Here is a 17,273-nt window from a genome sequence, read left to right as displayed (position 1 = left end):
GTGAATGGAAAGCTTGCATTCGATCTTTGTGGCGCCCTTCGCGGACATGGTGGCTGCGCCCGATTTCTTCCTCCAGGTCGTCTGGGAGGGGCTGGTTTCCGGCGTCCTCTACGCGCTGATCGCGCTCGGCTTCGTGCTCATCTTCAAGTCCTCGCGCATCTTCAATTTCGCGCAAGGAATCATGGTCGTGTTCGCGGCGCTGACGCTGGTCGGCCTGCATGAGCGCGGCGTGCCGGCGCTGCTCGCCGTGCCGTTGACGCTGGTCGTCATGTTCTTCCTCGCCGTCGCCATCGAGCGGGTCGTTCTTCGCCCACTCGTCAACCAGCCGGACATCATCCTCTTCATGGCAACGATCGGCGTGACGCTCTTCCTGATCGGGCTCGGGGAGACGATTTTCGGCGGCGAGAACAAGGTGATGATAACGCAGCAACTCGGCATTCCGACCGGAAGCTGGACCATGGAGCCCTTCGGCGGCTTCGTCTCGATCGAGCAGAAGGATGTCACCGCCGTCGTCGGTGCTGTGCTCCTGGTCATCGCGCTCCTCGTCTTCCTCAACAAGTCGAAGATGGGCCGCGCCATCCGCGCGCTCGGCGACGATCACCAGGCCGCGCTCTCGGTCGGCATTTCCCTGTCGACGATCTGGGTCATCGTCTGGTTCATCTCCGGAATCATCGCACTGGCGACGGGCATCGTCTGGGGCGCACGTGCCGGCGTTTCGTTCGCGCTCGAGGTCATCGCGCTGAAGGCGCTGCCGGTCCTGATGCTCGGCGGCCTCGAAAGCGTCAACGGCGCGATCGTCGGGGGCCTTGCCATCGGTGTTCTGGAAAAGGTCTTCGAGATCTATTGGGGCCAGCCGCTTCTCGGCGGCAATACGGAAGCCTGGTTCGCCTACATGCTGGCGCTGCTCGTGCTTCTCGTGCGCCCGCAGGGTCTCTTCGGCGAAAAAATCATCGAGCGGGTGTAATCCATGTTCTATCGCGTCGCCGGCCAGTATAAAACCAGCTATCAAGCGGATTACGCCCTCTTTCCCGTCAAGCAGGACGCGTTCCTGCTCGCCTTGATCCTCGTCGTCGCCTTCGTCGTCTTCCCGTTGACGGCCAGCGACTTCATGTACCGCGCTCTGCTGATCCCCGTCCTCATCTATGCGCTCGCCGCGCTCGGGTTGAATATCCTGACTGGCTATGCCGGCCAGCTCTCGCTCGGCACCGGCGCCTTCATGGGGGTCGGCGCCTATGCCTGCTACAAGCTCGTGACGATCTTTCCTGAGCTCAACATCATCGTGGCGATTGCCCTGTCCGGCTTCTTCTCGGCCGCCGTCGGCGTCGCTTTTGGCCTGCCGTCGCTGAGGATCAAGGGTTTCTACCTCGCCATCGCGACGCTTGCCGCGCAGTTCTTCCTCGTCTGGTTGTTCCAGAAATGGGGCTGGCTGTACAACTACAACGCATCCGGTGCGATCCAGGTGCCGAACACGCAGATGTTCGGTGTCACGGTCACCGGGGCGCGCGCCTCCGCGATGAGCCAGTATTTCGTCGTCCTGTCCGTCGTCTGCATCGTGACGTTCTTCGCCATCAACATCACGCGCGGCCGCATTGGGCGCACCTGGAAGGCCGTGCGTGACATGGACATCGCGGCCGAACTCGTCGGCATCAATCTGATGAAGGCGAAGCTCTCGGCCTTCTTCGTCTCCTCCTATATCGTCGGCATCGCGGGCGCGCTGTTCGTCTTCTTGTGGCGCGGCGCAGCCGAGGCCGATCTGTTCGACATCCAGCTGTCCTTCCGGGTCCTCTTCATCGCCATCATCGGTGGGCTGGGCTCGATCCTGGGCAATTATCTCGGCGCGCTGCTGATCGTCGCGCTGCCCGTCATCATCGGCACGGTACCGGCCATGTTCGGCCTGCCGATTTCCTCGGCCATGGTCGAGCATCTGAACACCATGATCATCGGCGCGCTGATCATTGGCTTCCTGATCGTCGAGCCGCATGGGCTCGCGCGATTGTGGGCCATGATCCGCGAGAAGCTGATCATCTGGCCATTCCCGCATTGAGGAGTGAGCGATGCGGGTTGATTGAGGCAAGCCCGAAAGCGGGCTGAAGTGGAGGAGCGACTGATGAGAATGAAGCACACGACGGCTCTTGTGGCCGGCATCGTTGCGGCCGGCATCGCCGCGCCGGCATTGGGGCAGGAAGTGTTGAAGCTGCCCAACATGTCCTATCGCACCGGCCCGTTCGCGGCGACGGGCACGCCGCACATGAACGGCCAGCTCGACTACATGACCATGCTCAACGAGCGTGACGGAGGCATTGGCGGCGTTAGGATCGCGTTCGAGGAGTGCGAGACCGGCTACAACACCGAAAAGGGCGTCGAGTGCTATGAGAAGCTCAAGTCGGAAGGCGCGCTCGTCACGCAGCCCTGGTCAACCGGCATTACGCTTCAGGTTCTCCCGCGCACCAATGTCGACGAGATTCCGATGTATGCGCCCGGCTACGGCTTCTCGGCCATGCAGGACGGCAAGACGTTCAAATGGGCCTTCAATCCGCCGACTTCCTATTGGGACGGCGCGTCGATGATCATGCAGGGGATCTCGGACGGCAATCTCGACAGCCTCGACGGCAAGAAGATCGCGTTCCTCCATCTCGACCATCCCTACGGCAAGGAGCCGCTGCCGCTTCTTGAGGCCATGGCCGAAACGCACGGTTTCGAACTCCTGCCGATTCCCGTCGGCCTGACCGAGATGCAGAACCAGTCGGCCCAGTGGCTGCAGATCCGCCGCGAGCGTCCGGACTTCGTCATCATGTGGGGCTGGGGCGCGATGAACGCCGGCGCCATCACCGAGGCTGTCAAGACGCGCTACCCTATGGAGCAGTTCGTTTCCGTCTGGTGGGGCGCGCATGAGCCTGATCTCAATCTCGTCGGCGAAGAAGCCAAGGGCTATCGGGCCCTGTCGTGGAACTTCGTCGATTCCGAATCCAAGCTCATGCAGGACGTGAAGACCCACGTCGTCGACGCCGGCAAGTCGCAGCTCAACCAGCAGGCCGGCGAATTCGACACGACCGCCTACCAGCGCGGCATCTTGATGTCCGTAATTCTCGCCGAAGCGGTGGAGGCCGCACAGGAGCAAGCTGGTACGCCGATGATCAACCAGGAACAGCTTCGCAAGGGTCTCGAGAACGTCAATCTCGATGAGGCCCGCCTTGCCGAGCTCGGCGCCGAGGAGATGATGGCGCCCTTCGCCATGAGCTGCTCGAACCACACCGGCCATGCGAGCGCCTGGATGATCGAGTGGGACGGTACGAAGTTCGTGAAGGTCTCCGACCTTCTGACGGCAGATCGCGCGGTCATCGACCCGCTGGTCGAGACGGCGGCGGCCGATTATGCCACGGCCAACCAGCCCTGGCAGATGAACGACGACTGCGCCGAATAGCAAGCCAGTATACGCGGCGGGGAACTGTCCCCGCCGCGTCCTTTCCAGACGATGGAAACCGCGATGACACCGACGACCGCACCCCTTGCCGAAGCTGCCGAGCCGATCCTTTCGGTCAACAATATCGAGGTGATCTACGATCACGTCATCCTCGTCCTGAAGGGCGTGTCGCTGTCCGTGCCACGCGGCGGCATCACCGCCATTCTGGGTGCCAACGGCGCCGGCAAGACAACGACTTTGAAGGCGATTTCCAACCTGCTCCACGCAGAGCGCGGCGAGGTCACTAAGGGCTCGATCATTTTCGACGGTGCGCAGGTCCAGTCCCTGTCGCCCAACCAGCTCGTGCGCAGCGGCTGCATACAGGTCATGGAAGGACGCCATTGCTTCGGCCATCTCTCGGTCGAGGACAATCTGATGACCGGGGCCTTCACCCGCAAGGATGGAGCGGCAGCGATCCGCGACGATCTTGAACTCGTCTACCAGTATTTCCCGCGTCTGCGCGAACGGCGCACCAGCCAGGCCGGCTACACCTCAGGCGGCGAACAGCAGATGACGGCGATCGGCAGGGCGCTGATGTCGCGGCCGAAGATGATCCTGCTCGACGAGCCCTCCATGGGACTGGCGCCGCAACTCGTCGAGGAGATTTTCGAGATCGTGAAGAAGCTCAACGAGGAGCAGGGCGTCTCGTTTCTGCTGGCCGAACAAAACACCAATGTCGCGCTGCGCTACGCCAAATATGGCTACATCCTGGAATCCGGCCGCATCGTTCTTGACGGCGAGGCGAAAGCCCTTCGCGAAAACGACGACGTCAAGGAGTTCTATCTCGGCGTCGGCGGCGAGGAACGCAAGTCCTTCCGCGACGTGAAGCACTACAAGCGCCGCAAGCGTTGGCTGGCGTGAGAATATGAACCGGCAGGGAGACCGCATGGTCGAGCATCGAGACATCGCGGCGTCAGGTGGCGACGCCGATCTTCTTGCAGCGATGCGAAGGCAGATTTCGCACGTGGTCGAGCACCAGCCCTTTTGGGCTTCGCGCCTCGCAAGCGTCGACATCGCGTCGCTCACCTCGCGCGCTGCGCTTGGTGCCGTCCCGGTGCTTCGCAAGTCCGAGCTCGTGGACCTGCAGGCAAAGGCCCCGCCTTTTGGCGGATTGACCGCGACGCCGGTTAGCTCGCTCGCACGGCTCTTCGTCTCGCCCGGCCCGATCTTCGATCCGGAAGGTCATGGCAGGGACTGGTGGGGCGCTGCGAAGGCTTTGGCGGCGGCGGGTGTCGGCGCGCAGGACGTCGTCCTCAACACGTTTTCCTACCATCTGACCCCCGCTGGCGCGATGTTCGAGAGCGGAGCACACGCACTCGGCTGCGCCGTGATCCCGGCCGGTCCTGGCAATACGGCCGACCAGCTCGTCGCGATCGCGCAGTTTCAGCCAACGGTCTATATCGGCACGCCCGATTTCCTGAAGATCCTGCTCGATAAGGCCGGCGAGGCAAAGCTTTCGTCTTCGATCCGCCGCGCCGTCGTGTCTGGCGCCGCGCTTCCGCCGAGCCTTCGGGCCGAGCTCGCCGACCGCGGCATCGAGGTCGTCCAGTGCTACGGCACGGCCGATCTCGGCATCGTCGCCTACGAGGATGGCGGCGAGGGCATGGCCGTCAACGATGGCATCGTGCTCGAAATCGTCCGCCCCGGAGCCGACGATCCGCTGCCCGATGGAGAGGTGGGCGAGATCGTCGTCACCCGGCTCAACCGCGACTATCCGCTGATCCGCTTCGCGACCGGGGACATGTCGCGCGTGCTTCCCTTGGCCGGGAACCAGCAACGCATTGCCGGCTGGATGGGCCGGGCCGATCAGGCGACCAAGGTAAAGGGCATGTTCGTGCGCCCCGAGCAGATCGCTGCGCTTGGCAAGGCTCTCGGCATCGCCGACCGCATGCGCCTGGTCGTTACGCGTGCGAACGAGCAGGACGCGATGGTTCTGAAGATCGAACACACGGACGCCTCGCTGGCGGACCGGGCCGGGGCCAAACTCGCTGAACTCACCAAGCTCAAGGGCTCCGTCGAGATCGTGCCGATCGGTCAGCTTCCCAATGACGGAAAGGTCATAGCCGACGAGCGCATCTGAACGTTTGATCGCAGTTCCGGAAGACTGAGAAGTACGGCCGTTCGCCACCGTGGACGGTCGCTCTGGCGCGATTGTAGCGCTTCGGTTCTTGGACTAGGCTCATCTCAAACAAGAAATCGACGGGACCATCGAACTCAGGCTCAGAGGGAAACAGCCATGTCCACTTTCAAGCTACCGCAACACTTTGCCCTGTCCCGTCGCCACCTCCTGAAGACCGCCGGCGCGGGAGCTGTGCTCGCGGCCACCGCGGGCCTGCCCTCGCGCCTCTTCGCGCAGGAGCCGCTGAAGGTCGCGGCGATCTACACCGTGCCAACCGAGCAGCAATGGGTGAGCCGTATCCACCTTGCGGCCCAGGCCGCGCAGGAGCGCGGCGACATCGAGTACACCTTCTCCGAGAATGTCTCGAACTCGGACTATGAGCGCGTCATGCGCGAATATGCCGAGGCCGGAAACCAGCTCATTGTGGGGGAGGTCTTCGGCGTCGAGCAAGCCGCGCGCCAGGTCGCGATGGACTATCCCGACGTCGCCTTCCTGATGGGTTCGAGTTTCAAGGAAGACCCGGCGGTGCCGAACTTCGCACCGTTTGACAACTACATTCAGGATGCTTCCTATCTCACTGGCCTCATTGCCGGCGCGATGTCGGAAAACGGCAATATCGGCATGGTCGGCGGCTATCCTATCCCCGAGGTCAACCGCCTGATGCACGCCTTCATGGCCGGCGCGCGCGAGACCAGGCCGGACGTAAAGTTCCAGGTCGCCTTCATCGGTTCCTGGTTCGACCCGCCCAAGGCAAAGGAAACCGCTTTCGCCCAGATCGACGCGGGCGCGGACGTGCTATATGCCGAGCGCTTCGGTGTGTCGGACGCGGCACAGGAGCGGGGCATCCTTGCCATCGGCAACGTCATCGACACCCAGGCCGACTATCCCGAGACGGTGGTTGCGTCCGCGCTCTGGCATTTCGAGCCGACGCTCGACAAGGCGATCGCCGAAGTGCGCGGCGGCACCTTCACGGCGGCCGACTACGGCGTCTATTCCTTCATGAAGGAAGGCGGCTGCTCGCTTGCTCCGCTCGGCACCTTCGAAGACAAGATTCCCGAGGAGATCAAGGCGCTCGTTGCCGAAAAGGAAGCCGCCATCAAGGACGGTTCCTTCACAGTCGAGATCAACGACGAAGAGCCGACCTCGAGCTGATGGGCAACGACATGGCCCGGCGAGCGCAGACCGTTCTGCGCCTTGCCGGCATTACCAAGCGATTTGGTGCGCTCATCGCCAATGATGCGATCGATCTCGACCTGAAACGGGGCGAGATCGTCGCGCTTCTGGGCGAGAACGGCGCCGGCAAGACGACACTGATGAACATCCTGTTCGGTCACTATGTGGCCGACGAGGGAACGATCGAGGCATTGGGCAAGCCTTTGCGGCCGGGAGACCCGCACGCCGCGCTTGCCGCCGGCATCGGCATGGTCCACCAGCATTTCACGCTGGCAGACAATCTGACGGTCCTCGAGAACATCGCGCTCGGCACGCAAAGCATCTGGTCGCCGCGTCTCGACCGCACGTCGGCGCGAACACGTATCTCGAAACTCTCAGCCGAGTTTGGCCTCGCCATTGATCCGTCGCGGCCGGTATCGGAACTCGCGGTCGGCGAGCGCCAGCGCGTCGAAATCTTGAAGGCACTGTATCGCGACGCGCGCATTCTGATCCTGGACGAGCCCACTGCGGTGCTGACGCCCGGCGAGACGGAGGCGCTCTTCGCAACGCTCAAGCTTCTGGTCGCGCAAGGGCTCTCCATCATCTTCATCTCGCACAAGCTGAAGGAGGTGATGGCGGTCGCCGACCGCGTCGTCGTCCTGCGCGGTGGGCGCCTGGCAGGCGAGCGCCGGACGGCTGAAACGACGCGCCAGGAACTCGCGGCCCTGATGGTCGGGCAGGAGGTGTCACTGCCGAAGGCCGCTTCGCGCACGCCCGGACCGGTTATTCTTGAACTGCGTTCCGTCTCGACAGCCGGCGCATCCGGCACACAGATTCGCGACGTCTCGTTGCAGCTTCATGGCGGTGTGATTACCGGTATTGCCGGCGTCTCGGGAAACGGGCAGGCCGCGCTTGCTGGTCTTTTGTCAGGCGTCTTGTCGCCGCGGTCTGGCCAGTTGCTCATCGGTGGGGGAGCGCCGCCCGGCTGGTCGCCACGCACTGCCCTCGATCGGGGCATCGCTCGTATTCCCGAAGACCGCCACGCTGTCGGCTCAGTCGCCGACATGAGCGTGACCGAGAACGTCATCGCCGAACGTTACCGCAATGGCGACTTCTCGCGATACGGCATGATCGACTGGGCCGCGGCGCGCAAATTCGCAGAACGCCTGATCGCGGATTACGACGTCAAATGTCCGTCCCCCGAAACCCGCATCCGGCTTCTGTCGGGCGGCAACATGCAAAAGCTCATCCTCGGCCGCGCGCTCGATCCCGACCCGGTCGTGATCCTCGCCAACCAGCCGACGCGCGGGCTCGACATCGGCGCGGTCGCCTATGTCCATGCCCGCCTGATCGAAGCGCGCGATCGCGGGGCCGCCGTGCTTTTGATTTCCGAAGACCTCGACGAGGTGCTCTCGCTTTCGGATCGCATCCACGTCATCGCGGACGGAGCGCTCTCTCGTTCCTTCGCGCGCGGCGAAAAGAGTGTCGGTGAACTCGGCGAGATGATGGCCGGCCACGGTCTGGAGGCCGCGTGAGGACGCAATTCGATGCGGCTTGAGCCGAAACCCCACCCATCGACGATCGCCCTGATCCTCTACCCGCTTGGCGCGGTCGCGGCGACGCGCGCGATCGCATCGTTGCTCGTCATGGCCGCAGGCGCGTCGCCGCTGTCCGTCTTTGGCTTGGTGCTGAAAGGAGCGGCCGGTTCGCAATTCGCGCTTTTGGAAACGTTGACGCGCGCGACGCCGCTGATCTTCACCGGCCTTGCCGTTGCCGTCGCCTTTAGGGCCCGCCTCTGGAACATCGGCGCGGAGGCCCAGCTTTACGTCGGCGGCATCGTCACGGTCGTGCTGGGCACGGGGCTGCTGCCACTGCCCGCGCCGATCCTGATCCCCGTTATCGTGCTGGCGACGATCCTCGCCGGTGGGCTCGTCCTGCTCGGTCCAGCCATCCTCAAAACCCGGTTCGGGGTCGACGAGGTGGTGACGACGCTGCTCCTGAACTTCGTCGTGCTGCTGTTCGTTTCTATGCTACTCGAAGGCGTCCTGAAGGATCCGATGGGCCTCGGCTGGCCGCAGTCGCAAATGGTGACAGCCGATGCCAGACTGCCGCGCATCGTCGAGGGCAGGCGGCTTCACTATGGCTTCGTCATCGCGCTCGTCGCGGCCTTCGCCATCTGGTTCGTCATGAAGAAGACGGCGCTCGGCTACGAGATGCGCGTCGTCGGCGCCAACACGGAAGCCGCGCGCTTCGCCGGCATTCCGGTCAATGCGGTGCTGATGAAGACGGCGCTCATTTCCGGCGGCCTCGCCGCCCTTGGCGGTTTTTCCGAAGTCGCCGGCCTGAAGGGTAATCTCACGCTCGATCTGTCCTCCGGCTTCGGCTACACCGGCATCGTCGTCGCCATGCTGGCGATGCTCAATCCGCTCGGCGTCGTCGCTGCCGCGATCTTCGTCGCCGGCATCTTCGTCGGAGCGGACGCGATGAGCCGTGCGGCAGGCGTGCCGAGCTACATCGCCGAGGTCATGGTCGCGACGGCGCTTTTGACGATGGTCACCGCGATCATGCTGTCGCGCTACAAGGTGAGGTGGCGCTGATGGACCTCTTCGAAATCCTCTTCACCGCCTCGTTCTGGGTCGCGGCCATCCGAATCGCCTCGCCTCTGATCTTCGCCACGATGGGCGAACTGATCTGCGAGCGCGCGGGCGTCCTCAATCTAGGCATCGAAGGCATCATGGTCGCCGGCGCCTTTGCAGGCTGGGTCACGGTCTATGCCGGCGGCGATCTGTGGACCGGCGTCGTGGTGGCGGCGCTGACCGGCGCAGCCTTTGGCCTCGTCCACGCGACGCTGACTGTGCCATTCGGCCTTTCCCAGCACGTGGTCGGCATCGGCATCACGCTTTTGGCGTCGAGCCTCACCTATTTCACCTACCGTATCGTCTTGCCGGAAGTCTCGTCGCCGCCGCGTATCGAACCCTTCCGCAACTGGGCGGTTCCCTACCTGTCCGACATCCCGCTCATCGGCCCGGCGCTCTTCGACCAGACGCCATTGACCTATCTCGCCTTCGTCACCGTGGCCGTCGTCGCCTGGGTCCTTTATCGCACGCCGCTTGGACTTGCCGTTCGCGCGGCGGGTGAAAATCCGTCTGCGGTCGAGGCACAGGGCCTGTCGGTCACCGGCATCCGCATGGGCGCCGTCATGGTCGGGTCGGCCTTGATGGCCGTCGGCGGCACGTTTCTGACCATGTCCGCTTTCAACTCGTTCTTCTTCGAGATGGTCAATGGCCGCGGCTGGATCTGCATCGCGCTCGTCGTCTTCGGGTCGTGGCGGCCCGGCAAAGCGCTTGTCGGCGCACTTCTCTTCGCTGCGTTCGACGCCTATCAGATCCGCCTCCAGCAGGTTGCCGGCGGCATCGTGCCCTATCAGGTCTTCCTGATGATGCCTTATCTGTTGTCCATCGCCGCGCTCGTGCTCGTGGCGCGTCGCGCGAGCTACCCGAAGGCGCTGATGATCCCTTACCAGAAGGGCGAGCGTTAGGTCTTCGCGGTGCGCCGGCGCGCATAGGCCGCGAGCAGCGCCAGAAGAAGCGTCCCGACGATCAGCAAGAGCGCGGCTGCGGCGACTGCGGGCGAGATGTTCTCGCGGATCGAGGAGAACATCTGCCGCGCCAGCGTGCGCTGGTTCGGACCGGCCACGAACAGCGTCAGCACCACCTCGTCGAGCGATGTCGCGAAGGCGAACACGGCGCCCGTCACGATGCCCGGCATGGCGAGCGGCATGGTCACACGGCGGAACACCCGCGTCGGTGAAGCGCCAAGGCTCGCCGCCGCCCGCTCGATGGTCGGGTCGATGCCCTGCAGCGCCGTCGACACGGAGACGATGACGAAGGGCACGCACAACACGGCGTGGGAGAAGATGACGCCGAGATAGCTGCTCGCCAGGCCGATCTGCGCCAACGAGATCTGAAGACCGACGCCGAGCACGACGGCCGGTACGACCATAGGCAGGAGGAAGACCGTGCGCAGGAGGTTGGGGAAGGGGATGCCTTGCCCCCTTAGCCCGAGCGCCGCGAGGGTGCCCAGGACGACCGACAGCACGGTCGCGCCGGAACCGATGATCAGCGAATTGACGATCGAATTTCGCCAGTGCGCGACTTCGACGAGTTCGCTGAACCAGCGCAGCGAGTAACCCGAAATCGGATAGTTCAGGAAGATGCTCGACGTGAAGGCGAGTGGCAGGATCGCCACGATCGGCAGGATCAGGAAGAGGGCGGCGGCAATGCCGAATACGGCCTGGGCGAGGCGCAGCATGCTCAAGCTCCCGTCGGCGCGCCGCCGCGCGACAGCCGGCCGTAGACCAGATAGAGCACGGTCGTCACGGCAAGAAGAAGGATGCCAAGCGCACCCGCCATGCCCCAGTTGGCGGTCTGCAGCGCATAAAATGCGATAACGGACGAGATCATCTGGTCGTTCGGCCCGCCGACGAGCGCCGGCGTGATGTAGTAGCCGATCGCCACCATGAACACGAGCAGCGAGCCGGCCAGCAGCCCGGGCATCGAAAGCGGCAGCAACACGCGCCAGAAGGCCCGCAGCGGACGAGCGCCAAGAGAGGCGGCGGCGGGCATCAAATTCTTCGGAATCGCCGATACAATCGAGAAGATCGGCAGCACCATGAAGGGCAGAAGCACATGCGTCATCGCGATGACGACGCCGAGCCGGTTGAAGATCAGCGGCAGCGGCCCGTCGATCAGGCCAAGCCCGATCAGCGTATTGTTGATGATCCCCTCGTTCTGGAGAAGGATGAACCATGCTGCCGTGCGCACCAGAAGCGACGTCCACAGCGGCAGCAGTACCGCGAGCAAAAGCGCGTTGCGTTTCCACCCCGTTACCGAGGCCGCCAGCATCGCATAGGGCAGGCCGATCAGCGCGCAGAGCAGCGTCACCGAACCGGCGATGGCGAAGGTGCGCCAGATGATCAGGCGATTGGCCGAGGCCGACGCTGCCATCTGTTCGATCTCGCCAGAATCCGAGCGCTCGAGATCGAGCGCGGCGAGGAGGTTGCGATCCGTATAGGGTGCCACCGAAATCTGGATCGCCCTCCAGAAGCGGGGCTCGGCCCAGCGATCGTCGATTTCCATGAGGTCGAGCGTCTGGCCCTCTTCGAGGTCGCGGGCGGCCGTTGCCGTCCGCCCCATCAAAGTGCGAAACCCCGAAACCTGGCTGTTCAGGGTGCGGACGGCAGCGCCCAATGCCGTCTGCGGCGTGTCGCGCAGATCCTCGACGAGCGCAGCCTGGATTTCGGCCTCGGGCATTGCCTCGCCGTCCCAGTCTTCGATCAGCTCCGCCGTGCGGGGAAAAGCGCCGGCGATCGCATCGTTGCGGATCGACACGTCGACCATCAGCCACAGCGGCCACAGGAAGAAGACGCCAAGAAAGATCACCAGCGGCGCAATCAGGAGCGCCGCCCGGCCATGTTGCCGTGCCGAGACCGCACTCATGCGGGAAAGACCGAACAGTCGGCAGCGGCGAAGGAAACGGTCACGGTTTCGCCGGCGCGACGCTCGGCAGCGCCGCGCTCCAACCGAACGACAATGGAAAGCGCGCCAGCATCGAGGTGAAGCCGCAGATGGTCGCCCTGATAGACGACATCGGAGATCGTTGCCTGGAGCCGGTTCTCGCCGCTGCCTTCCAGGCGTAGCCGTTCGGGCCGGATCGAGACGGAGACGCGGCTGCCTGCCGCAAAGCCGTGATCGGGCACGGCTATTGTCGCGCCGGTCGCAAGTTCGACGCTAGTGGAGCCATTGACAGTACCATCGAGAAAATTCGTCTCGCCGATGAACTCGGCGACGAACCTGTTTTGCGGACGGTCGTAAACCTCGTCCGCGGTGCCGATCTGCGCGATCTTGCCTGCGTCGAAGATCGCGATGCGGTCGGACATGGTCAGCGCTTCGGACTGGTCGTGCGTGACGAAAATGATGGTCAGCCCGAGCCGGCGGTGCAACTCGCGGATTTCGAGCTGCATCTCCTCGCGCAGCTTCTTGTCGAGCGCGCCGAGCGGCTCGTCCATCAAGATCACCTTTGGCTCGTAGACGAGCGCACGGGTGAGCGCGACGCGCTGCTGCTGGCCGCCGGAAAGCTGGTCCGGACGGCGGTCCGCCAAATGGCCGAGTTGCACGCGATCGAGCGCGGCCTTGACACGCGGCCGGGCCTCCGATTTCGGCACGCCGCGCATCTCGAGCGGGAAGGCGACGTTTTCGGCAACGCTCATATGCGGAAAGAGGGCGTAATTCTGGAAGACGACGCCCATGCCGCGCTTGTAGGGCGGCAAATGGTCGATCTTCTCGCCGTCGAGCAGGATATCGCCAGACGTTGCCCCCTCGAAGCCGGCGAGCATCATCAGGATCGTCGTCTTGCCCGAACCCGAGGGGCCGAGCAAGCTCAGGAACTCGCCCTTGCGGACTTCGAGATTGAGCCCTTCGACGACCGTGACCTGACCAAAGGTCTTGGACACGTCGCGAAGCTCGATGAAAGCGGTCATGCAGCCCCGTCGATTGCTGGACTGGAGAAAATAGACGCACCCTTTCGGGTGCGCCTTCAGGGCTCCACTACTGGGCGAGCCAGGCGTTGAAGCGCTCGTTGAGCTCTTCGATGTTGTCGACCCAGAAATCGCCATCGAGCGCGATCGCGCCTTCAAGGTTCTCGGGCGAGGTCGGCAGCTCTGCCGCCACTTCCGGCGCGAGCGAGGCGCCAGCTTCGACATTGGTCAGGCCGTAGGCGATGAATTCCGGCAGCTTGGCCTGATTTTCCGCCTGGCTCGCGAAGTTGATGAACTCGAACGCCGTTTCCTTGTTGGGCGAATCCTTCAGCACCACCCACGAATCGATCGCGTAGATCGAACCCGGCCAGACGATCTGGAAATTGGTGCCCTCGGACTTGTTGATGCCGGCGAGGCGGCCATTATAGGCCGTGGTCATCACGACTTCGCCCGAGGCGAGGAGCTGGATCGGCTGCGCGCCGGCTTCCCACCACACGATATCGCCCTTGATCTCGTCTAGCTTGGCGAAAGCGCGGTCGACGCCCTCGTCGGTGCCGAGCACTTCATAGACCTCTTCGACCGGCACGCCGTCCGCCATCAGGGCAAATTCGAGCGAATATTTCGGGCCGCGCCGCAGGCCGCGCTTGCCGGGATATTCCTCGGTGTTCCAGAAGTCCTCCCAGCCGGTCGGTGCTTCGGTCAGCTTGTCCGCGTCGTAGGAAAGGCCGGTCGTCCACACGATGGCGCCGACGCCGCATTCGTTGACGGCCGCCGGCAGGAACTTGTCCTCGCCGCCGAGCGCTTCCCAGTCGACGGTCTCGTACATGCCGTCGGCGCAGCCGAGCGCGAGCTCTTCCGTCTCCACCTGCACGACGTCCCAGTCCGCCGGGCGCGTTTCCATCTTGGCCGCGATCACGCCATAGCCGCCGTCCCAGGATTCCTCGGTGATCGCCTTGCCGGTCTCGGCGGTGAAAGGTTCGAAGTAGATTTCGCGTTGCGCGTCCTGATAGTTGCCGCCCCACGACACCACGGTCAGGTTCCGATCCTGAGCCGACGAAGAGGCGATGGCGAGAACGGCGAAGGAGGAGGCGAGCGCGAGACGCTTGAGTGTCGATTTCATTTTCTTCCCCTGCGTTATTGATTTTGGCTATCCAACCATAGAATCGGTGCGTTGAAACCGCCAATCCTCCCATGGAAAGAATTATTACCGCTACGGCCTAATAGGTCGGTGGCGTGATCGCCGACAGGATCGTGCTTTCGCCCTCCGCGACATTGCGAAAGCGGTGGGGGAGGCGGCTGTCGAAATAGTATCCCTCACCGGGCGCGAGCACCCTTTGCTCCTGTCCCACAGTCACTTCGATGGCTCCGGTCAGGACCATGCCCGACTCCTGCGCCGAGTGTGAAAATGCCTCGCCGGTATCGCCGCCCGGCGCATAGGATTCGAGCAGCATGAGGAGTTGCCGGTTGGGATGGTTCGCTCCGATCATTCGGTAGGAAATCGCATCCGCGCGGCCGATTTCAACGAGGTCGGCCGTGCCGTAAAAGGACGAGGCTGGCAGGTTCGACTGAAGGTCGAGGAAGAATCCCGTCAGTGTCGTTCCAAGCGCATCGAGAATGGCCGTCAGCGTATCGACCGACGGGCTCATCCGATCGCGCTCGATCAGCGAGATCGCCGAATGCGACACGCCGGAGCGCTTCGCCACCTCGCGGACGCTCAGCGATCGCCGGCGGCGCAGTTCGTGCAGCTTGGTCCCTATTCTCGGCATTGCGCTCTCCCCTCGCTGCCAGACTAGGCGTGGTCAGTTTAATCAACAAGGGCCGCCGCCTCGCTTGTGGCGCACCTGGCCTTGCGCAGAATGTTTCGCGATCCTCTCAGGCGAAAGTCTCCCAATGCGCAAGCTCCCCGATACCCTCAGGGCCAAGATCGACCATGTGAAGGCGCCGACGCGCGATGCCGTCGCCGATACGGGAGACGTCGAAACGACGGTTCGCGAAGTCCTCGCCGCCGTGCGTGACAGGGGCGATGAAGCCGTTCGCGACTATGCACGCCGCTTCGACAAGCTCGACATCGAAGCGCTCGAAGTCTCGGCCGCCGACCGCAGGGCCGCAGTGGACGGTCTCGACCGCCAGACCCGTGCCGACACCGAATTCGCAATCGAGCGCGTCCACGATTTCGCCGATGCGCAGATGCAGACGATCAAGCCGCTCGACTACGAGGCGCTACCCGGGCTGCATCTTGGCCACCGCGTCATTCCGATCGAGAAGGTGGGCGCCTATGTCCCCGGCGGACGCTACCCGATCCTGTCCGCCCCGGTGATGACCCTGGTTCCTGCAAAGGTCGCGGGTTGTTCGGAAATCGTCGCCTGCCTGCCGCCCGGCGCGCACCCGGCAATGATTGCCGGCTGTCACCTGTCCGGCGCCGACCGCATCTTCCGCATTGGTGGCGCGCAGGCGATCGCGGCGATGGCTTATGGCACCGAAAGCGTGCCCGGCGTCGACAAGATCGTCGGGCCGGGCAATGCCTATGTGAACGAAGCCAAGCGCCAGGTCTTCGGCGCGGTCGGCATCGACCAGCTCGCCGGCCCGAGCGAGATCTACGTCGTCGCCGACGCGAGCGCAGACCCGGCGATGATCGCGACCGACATGCTGGCACAGGCCGAGCACGATGTGCGCACCCGCGTGGGCCTGATCACGACCGACCGCAAGCTCGCCGAGGCGACGCTCGCCGAAGTGGAGCGGCAGCTTCGCGACCTGCCGACCGCCGACGTCGCAGGTCCCGCGTTCCACGACTATGGCGAGATCGTCGTCTGCGCCGACGAGGCCGCCATGATCGCCTATTCCGACTTCATCGCCGCCGAGCATCTGCAGGTCCACACGACCGATGCGCGGGCGACGGCGAAGAAGCTGCGCAACTACGGCTCGCTCTTCATCGGGCGCGAGGCGAGCGTGGTCTATTCGGACAAGTGCTGCGGCACGAACCACACCCTGCCCACCATGGCGGCGGCGCGCTATACGGGCGGGCTGTGGGTCGGTTCCTACGTCAAGATATGCACGCACCAGTGGCTCGACGCGCGTGGCGTGGCAGCCGTCGCGCCGCCCGCCATCCGCCAGAGTGCGACCGAGGGTATGGAGGGACATCGCCGCGCCGCGGCCCTGCGACTGGCTTAAGGAACATCGCCCGCTGGCTTGGCCGATATCCCCTTGCCAAGCCGGCAAATGCGATGTTACCCCTGCCGCCTTTCCACAGGGGTGCTCCGTAATGCCGGGGCTGAGACGAGAAGCGACATGCTTCCGGACCCTCAAGCTGATCTGGGTAATACCAGCGGAGCGAGGCGGTTCATGTTTTCAGGTGCACAGCTTTCCCTTTATCCGATGTGCGACGATTTCGTCGCCGTCATCCTCAATGCCGTCGACGCGCTCGAGCCCTATCGGCCGCGCTTCCGCATCGAGACCGACGACGTCTCGACGCTGATCGTCGGCCCGCCGGAAGAAATCTTCCCGGCCATGCGCGATCTCTTCGCGTCGGCTGCCCAATCCGGCGTCCATTGCGTCCTCTCCGCTGCCGTCTCGCGTGGTTGCCCTGGCGAGCCGGACGATGACATCTGCACGCCCTCGGCCGATTTCGGCATCGCCGCCCCGCTCGAAGAGCGGATCGCAGCCGCGCGCGAAGCGGTTTCGAAGGCAAGTGTTACGGGCGTGCAGGTCGCGGCGCAGTTCTCGCTCTATCCGCTCGGTGGCAGCCACCACATGGACGAGATCTACGGCTGCATCGACTTCCTGAAGTCGTCGGGCGTGTTCGAGAAGTCGAAGAATTTCTGCACCAAGCTGCGCGGCGATGCGGGCCCGGTCTTCGCGACGCTGAGCGAAGCGTTTCTGCGCTTCGGTGCGCCGAACGGCCATGTCGCGCTCGACCTGACCGTCTCTTCCAACAGCCCGACCAAGGTCGGCTGATTTCGCCTTTCCGGCGTGCCGGAAGGCGCGCCCCTCTCGCTTCAAGGAAAAATCGT

At 64.0% G+C, this 17,273-nt stretch carries 16 protein-coding genes and 1 riboswitch; of the genes, 11 read left to right on the top strand and 5 right to left on the bottom strand.

Annotated features, from left to right (window positions below):
• The first annotated feature begins 4 nt into the window (after positions 1 to 4).
• From GTK01_RS15520 to GTK01_RS15480, 9 genes are all read left to right on the top strand, one after another.
• Positions 5 to 964 carry a branched-chain amino acid ABC transporter permease gene (locus GTK01_RS15520; protein ID WP_252927599.1) on the top strand — a complete coding sequence of 320 codons (960 nt, stop codon included), beginning with the start codon at positions 5 to 7 and terminating at the stop codon, positions 962 to 964.
• A gap of 3 nt (positions 965 to 967) precedes the next feature.
• Positions 968 to 2,044, top strand: a complete 1,077-nt coding sequence (locus GTK01_RS15515) for a branched-chain amino acid ABC transporter permease (RefSeq protein WP_252927596.1) — start codon at positions 968 to 970, stop codon at positions 2,042 to 2,044.
• A 69-nt stretch (positions 2,045 to 2,113) separates the two neighbouring features.
• Positions 2,114 to 3,421, top strand: a complete 1,308-nt coding sequence (locus GTK01_RS15510) for an ABC transporter substrate-binding protein (protein WP_252927632.1) — start codon at positions 2,114 to 2,116, stop codon at positions 3,419 to 3,421.
• Positions 3,422 to 3,484: 63 nt separating this feature from the next.
• On the top strand, positions 3,485 to 4,321 hold the full coding sequence (locus GTK01_RS15505; protein WP_252927594.1) for an ABC transporter ATP-binding protein: 837 nt from the start codon (positions 3,485 to 3,487) through the stop codon (positions 4,319 to 4,321).
• Between the two features lie 25 nt (positions 4,322 to 4,346).
• Positions 4,347 to 5,540 carry a phenylacetate--CoA ligase family protein gene (locus GTK01_RS15500; RefSeq protein WP_252927592.1) on the top strand — a complete coding sequence of 398 codons (1,194 nt, stop codon included), beginning with the start codon at positions 4,347 to 4,349 and terminating at the stop codon, positions 5,538 to 5,540.
• Positions 5,541 to 5,696: 156 nt separating this feature from the next.
• Positions 5,697 to 6,731 (top strand): BMP family ABC transporter substrate-binding protein, encoded by a 1,035-nt coding sequence (locus tag GTK01_RS15495; RefSeq protein ID WP_252927590.1) that lies wholly within the window; start codon positions 5,697 to 5,699, stop codon positions 6,729 to 6,731.
• 11 nt (positions 6,732 to 6,742) lie between these two features.
• Positions 6,743 to 8,266: an ABC transporter ATP-binding protein gene (locus GTK01_RS15490; RefSeq protein ID WP_252927580.1), complete on the top strand. Its 1,524-nt coding sequence runs from the start codon at positions 6,743 to 6,745 to the stop codon at positions 8,264 to 8,266.
• Between the two features lie 12 nt (positions 8,267 to 8,278).
• Positions 8,279 to 9,328: an ABC transporter permease gene (locus GTK01_RS15485; RefSeq protein ID WP_252927577.1), complete on the top strand. Its 1,050-nt coding sequence runs from the start codon at positions 8,279 to 8,281 to the stop codon at positions 9,326 to 9,328.
• Positions 9,328 to 10,269 (top strand): ABC transporter permease, encoded by a 942-nt coding sequence (locus GTK01_RS15480; protein ID WP_252927575.1) that lies wholly within the window; start codon positions 9,328 to 9,330, stop codon positions 10,267 to 10,269. The genes GTK01_RS15485 and GTK01_RS15480 overlap by 1 nt, the downstream gene beginning before the upstream one ends.
• Here the strand turns inward: GTK01_RS15480 and GTK01_RS15475 are convergent.
• The 5 genes from GTK01_RS15475 to GTK01_RS15455 all read right to left on the bottom strand — a co-directional run bounded on the left by GTK01_RS15475 (position 10,266) and on the right by GTK01_RS15455 (position 15,032).
• Positions 10,266 to 11,042 (bottom strand): ABC transporter permease, encoded by a 777-nt coding sequence (locus GTK01_RS15475; RefSeq protein WP_252927574.1) that lies wholly within the window; start codon positions 11,040 to 11,042, stop codon positions 10,266 to 10,268. The genes GTK01_RS15480 and GTK01_RS15475 overlap by 4 nt on opposite strands.
• 2 nt (positions 11,043 to 11,044) lie before the next feature.
• Entirely contained in the window at positions 11,045 to 12,229 is a 1,185-nt protein-coding gene (locus tag GTK01_RS15470) for an ABC transporter permease (RefSeq protein WP_252927572.1), read from the bottom strand.
• Positions 12,226 to 13,269 (bottom strand): ABC transporter ATP-binding protein, encoded by a 1,044-nt coding sequence (locus tag GTK01_RS15465; RefSeq protein WP_252927570.1) that lies wholly within the window; start codon positions 13,267 to 13,269, stop codon positions 12,226 to 12,228. Before GTK01_RS15465 ends, GTK01_RS15470 begins: the two co-directional genes overlap by 4 nt.
• 67 nt (positions 13,270 to 13,336) lie before the next feature.
• Positions 13,337 to 14,386 carry an ABC transporter substrate-binding protein gene (locus tag GTK01_RS15460; RefSeq protein ID WP_252927568.1) on the bottom strand — a complete coding sequence of 350 codons (1,050 nt, stop codon included), beginning with the start codon at positions 14,384 to 14,386 and terminating at the stop codon, positions 13,337 to 13,339.
• Positions 14,387 to 14,483: 97 nt separating this feature from the next.
• The gene (locus GTK01_RS15455) at positions 14,484 to 15,032 is read right to left on the bottom strand and encodes a cupin domain-containing protein (RefSeq protein ID WP_252927567.1); all 549 of its coding nucleotides are present in this window, start codon (positions 15,030 to 15,032) and stop codon (positions 14,484 to 14,486) included.
• 124 nt (positions 15,033 to 15,156) lie between these two features.
• Here GTK01_RS15455 and hisD point away from each other — a divergent pair, with 124 nt between their 5' ends.
• Positions 15,157 to 16,434: a histidinol dehydrogenase gene (gene hisD / locus GTK01_RS15450; RefSeq protein ID WP_252927565.1), complete on the top strand. Its 1,278-nt coding sequence runs from the start codon at positions 15,157 to 15,159 to the stop codon at positions 16,432 to 16,434.
• A 67-nt stretch (positions 16,435 to 16,501) separates the two neighbouring features.
• Positions 16,502 to 16,615, top strand: a riboswitch (TPP riboswitch).
• Positions 16,606 to 17,217 carry a Ykof family thiamine-binding protein gene (locus tag GTK01_RS15445; RefSeq protein WP_252927563.1) on the top strand — a complete coding sequence of 204 codons (612 nt, stop codon included), beginning with the start codon at positions 16,606 to 16,608 and terminating at the stop codon, positions 17,215 to 17,217. It overlaps the preceding riboswitch by 10 nt.
• Positions 17,218 to 17,273: the final 56 nt, after the last annotated feature.

The sequence above is a fragment of the Aliihoeflea sp. 40Bstr573 genome (genome assembly GCF_024105655.1).
Classification (GTDB): domain Bacteria; phylum Pseudomonadota; class Alphaproteobacteria; order Rhizobiales; family Rhizobiaceae; genus Aliihoeflea.
This window is presented reverse-complemented; position numbering and strand designations above follow the sequence as displayed.

What these genes read in the sequence shown, in the direction of transcription:
- GTK01_RS15520 (WP_252927599.1), top strand. Translation starts at nt 5, where the DNA reads ATGGAAAGCTTGCATTCGATCTTTGTGGCGCCCTTCGCGGACATGGTG.
- GTK01_RS15515 (WP_252927596.1), top strand. Translation starts at nt 968, where the DNA reads ATGTTCTATCGCGTCGCCGGCCAGTATAAAACCAGCTATCAAGCGGAT.
- GTK01_RS15510 (WP_252927632.1), top strand. Translation starts at nt 2,114, where the DNA reads ATGAAGCACACGACGGCTCTTGTGGCCGGCATCGTTGCGGCCGGCATC.
- GTK01_RS15505 (WP_252927594.1), top strand. Translation starts at nt 3,485, where the DNA reads ATGACACCGACGACCGCACCCCTTGCCGAAGCTGCCGAGCCGATCCTT.
- GTK01_RS15500 (WP_252927592.1), top strand. Translation starts at nt 4,347, where the DNA reads ATGGTCGAGCATCGAGACATCGCGGCGTCAGGTGGCGACGCCGATCTT.
- GTK01_RS15495 (WP_252927590.1), top strand. Translation starts at nt 5,697, where the DNA reads ATGTCCACTTTCAAGCTACCGCAACACTTTGCCCTGTCCCGTCGCCAC.
- GTK01_RS15490 (WP_252927580.1), top strand. Translation starts at nt 6,743, where the DNA reads ATGGCCCGGCGAGCGCAGACCGTTCTGCGCCTTGCCGGCATTACCAAG.
- GTK01_RS15485 (WP_252927577.1), top strand. Translation starts at nt 8,279, where the DNA reads ATGCGGCTTGAGCCGAAACCCCACCCATCGACGATCGCCCTGATCCTC.
- GTK01_RS15480 (WP_252927575.1), top strand. Translation starts at nt 9,328, where the DNA reads ATGGACCTCTTCGAAATCCTCTTCACCGCCTCGTTCTGGGTCGCGGCC.
- GTK01_RS15475 (WP_252927574.1), bottom strand. Translation starts at nt 11,042, where the DNA reads ATGCTGCGCCTCGCCCAGGCCGTATTCGGCATTGCCGCCGCCCTCTTC.
- GTK01_RS15470 (WP_252927572.1), bottom strand. Translation starts at nt 12,229, where the DNA reads ATGAGTGCGGTCTCGGCACGGCAACATGGCCGGGCGGCGCTCCTGATT.
- GTK01_RS15465 (WP_252927570.1), bottom strand. Translation starts at nt 13,269, where the DNA reads ATGACCGCTTTCATCGAGCTTCGCGACGTGTCCAAGACCTTTGGTCAG.
- GTK01_RS15460 (WP_252927568.1), bottom strand. Translation starts at nt 14,386, where the DNA reads ATGAAATCGACACTCAAGCGTCTCGCGCTCGCCTCCTCCTTCGCCGTT.
- GTK01_RS15455 (WP_252927567.1), bottom strand. Translation starts at nt 15,032, where the DNA reads ATGCCGAGAATAGGGACCAAGCTGCACGAACTGCGCCGCCGGCGATCG.
- hisD (WP_252927565.1), top strand. Translation starts at nt 15,157, where the DNA reads ATGCGCAAGCTCCCCGATACCCTCAGGGCCAAGATCGACCATGTGAAG.
- GTK01_RS15445 (WP_252927563.1), top strand. Translation starts at nt 16,606, where the DNA reads ATGTTTTCAGGTGCACAGCTTTCCCTTTATCCGATGTGCGACGATTTC.